The organism is Sinomonas sp. G460-2 (assembly GCF_047759905.1).
GTDB lineage: Bacteria > Actinomycetota > Actinomycetes > Actinomycetales > Micrococcaceae > Sinomonas.
Window position 1 is genome coordinate 1 of sequence record NZ_JBKZWT010000447.1, and the last position, 2,318, is coordinate 2,318.

Below are 2,318 nucleotides of genomic sequence, written 5' to 3' on the forward strand. Positions count from 1 at the left end.
CGCCCTCCTGCGCAAGCCGTACCCGCTCGCGGCGGTGGGCATCGCGCTCGCGTCGTTCATGGGGCTCCTGCTCGTGTACGGCCTCAACACGTGGCTCCCCACGCTCATGGCCAGCGCGGGGTATTCGATGGGCTCGTCGCTCACGCTCCTGTTCGTGCTCAACATCGGGGCCGTCGCGGGGCTCGTGCTGGCCGGACGGCTCGCGGACCGGCACGGGGCCAAGCCCGTGGTGCTGCTGTGGTTCGGGCTCTCGGCCGTGTTCCTCGCCTTCTTGAGCATTCGGCTGCAGAACGAACTCCTCCTCGACGCTGCGGTGTTCGTGACGGGCGTCTTCGTGTTCAGCTCGCAGGTCCTTGTGTACGCGTGGGTCAGCCAGCTGTTCCCGCGGCATCTCACGGGCACGGCCCTCGGCTTCTCGGCCGGCGTGGGCCGCGTAGGCGCGATCCTCGGCCCGGCGGTGACCGGTGCGCTCGTGGCCGCCAACGCGGCCTACCCGTGGGGGTTCTACGTCTTCGCCGCAGCAGCGCTCGCGGGCGCCGCGGCCCTCGCTCTCGTCCCACTGGCGGGCGCGCGGGAGGAGCCACGGCGCGAGGACGCGTAGCGGGCGGACCGTTCGGAACGCCATAGTCTTGGAGCACCGACGGAAGGACTCCCCATGCCTGCGCACATCATCCGGTTCTCCGAACTCCCGCGGAGCGCTTGGCGCAACGGCGGCGGCACGACCGTCGAGATCGCGCGAGGCCCCGAACCCACGGGCGACGACTGGGGATGGCGGCTCAGCCTCGCCGACGTCGAAAGGGCGGGAGACTTCTCCCCGTTCGAGGGCATGGAGCGCGTCCTCACGGTGGTCGAGGGCGAGCTCCTCGTGCTCACGGTGGGCGGGCGCGAGCAGGGTCTCGAGCGTTTCCGGCCGTTCAGGTTCGACGGCGGCGCCCCCGCGAGCGCGGTCCTCCCCACCGGCTCGATCCGCGACCTCGGCCTCATCACTCGCCGCGGCGCCTTCACGGGGCACGTCACCATCCTCGAGCTCTCGAAGAAGCGCGCCCACCCGCTGTTCCCGGGTCAGCTCGGCGTCCTCCTCCAGGGCGAGGCCGCGGTCGACGGCGGCGAGCAGCTCGCGCGCTATGACACCGTGGTTGGCTCCGAGGAGAATCCGGCGGTCCTCGGGCGGGGTTTCCTCGCGGTGGTCAGCGTGGACGCCGTGGGGGCCGGCGGCGAGGACGCCGGCTAGACCAGTTCGGGCCGCCACTCCGCGGAAAGGAGTGCCCAGATCTGGGTGTCGTCGAACGCGTCGCCCATCGGCCAGGACTGGCGGAGCGTTCCCTCGAGCGTCATCCCGAGGCGCTGCGCGACGGCCCCGGATCGGGCGTTCGTCGCCCGGCAGCGCCACTCGATGCGGTGCAGTCCGCGAGTCTCGAACGCCCAGCGCACGAGGGCCCGGCAGGCTTCGCTGACGAGGCCCCGCCCTTCCGCGCCGGGCTCGAGCCAGCAGCCGAGTTCGGCGACACCGCGAGGGGCGTCGAAGCCGACGAACATGACGCCGCCCACGAGGGTGCCCCCGGACCAGATGCCATAGATCCGGGCGCCGTCGGCGGCCGTTGCGGTCGCGTAGCGGGTCAGGGTCGCGGTCGCGGCCTCGACCCCTGCCGTGACGAACGTGGGCCCAACCCACGGGCGAATGTGCTCGCGCGCACGGTCCAGATGATCCGCGAATTCCGCGCCTTGCCACGGTTCGAGCGGCCGAAGCTCGGCTCCGGACGGCAGCTGATGCGCGAACACTACGAACCGCTCCCCTCGAAGGTCTCGGTCATGGGCTGGAAGGCGGACATGCTCACCCCGGGCCGTTCGTCGTCCCACGCAATCGCGCTGATGCGCCAGCCGGAGGAAGTGCGCACGAGCTGCAGAGTCTTCATTCCCCGCCCTTCGCTGGCCTCCGCCCCCTGGAACCACGACTTCTCGTACCGGCACCAGACCTGGGCGATGTCGCCGAAGATGTCCATCCTTCCGGACCTCGCCCACTCGCGGAAGTCGCGCAGTTCGCCGCCCGCCAGGAGCTCGATTCGCGGCCGGATGAAGTCCTCGACGCCGAGCACTTGGGGTTCGTCCCCGCACGTGCGCACGACCACGGCGCCCGGCAGCAGGACCTCGCGCAGCACCGTCGCGCCGTCGGCGGCCCCTGGTCCCGACACGAAAGCGGAGAAAAACCGCCGAACGACCCCGTAGATCGCCGCGCGATCGACTTCTGTGGTGTTGGGCATGGGCGCCTCAATCCTCGCGTGCTCCGCCATCGGGACAACCGTCACACTATCCCGTCCGCG

The 2,318-nt window shown here is 71.1% G+C and carries 4 protein-coding genes; 2 read left to right on the forward strand and 2 right to left on the reverse strand.

Translation table 11 applies throughout. From position 1 onward, the window contains the following. A partial coding sequence (locus ACLN58_RS21190; RefSeq protein ID WP_415857195.1) for an MFS transporter occupies positions 1-601 on the forward strand: 601 nt, incomplete at its 5' end. Between the two features lie 54 nt (positions 602-655). Beyond that, the gene (locus ACLN58_RS21195) at positions 656-1,231 is read left to right on the forward strand and encodes a HutD family protein (RefSeq protein ID WP_415857196.1); all 576 of its coding nucleotides are present in this window, start codon (positions 656-658) and stop codon (positions 1,229-1,231) included. Here ACLN58_RS21195 and ACLN58_RS21200 read toward each other — a convergent pair. Both ACLN58_RS21200 and ACLN58_RS21205 read right to left on the reverse strand, forming a co-directional pair. After that, entirely contained in the window at positions 1,228-1,779 is a 552-nt protein-coding gene (locus tag ACLN58_RS21200) for a GNAT family N-acetyltransferase (protein ID WP_415857197.1), read from the reverse strand. The two genes, ACLN58_RS21195 and ACLN58_RS21200, sit on opposite strands and share 4 nt — an antisense overlap. Continuing rightward, a partial coding sequence (locus tag ACLN58_RS21205) for a hypothetical protein (protein ID WP_415857198.1) occupies positions 1,779-2,318 on the reverse strand: 540 nt, incomplete at its 5' end. The genes ACLN58_RS21200 and ACLN58_RS21205, both read right to left, overlap by 1 nt.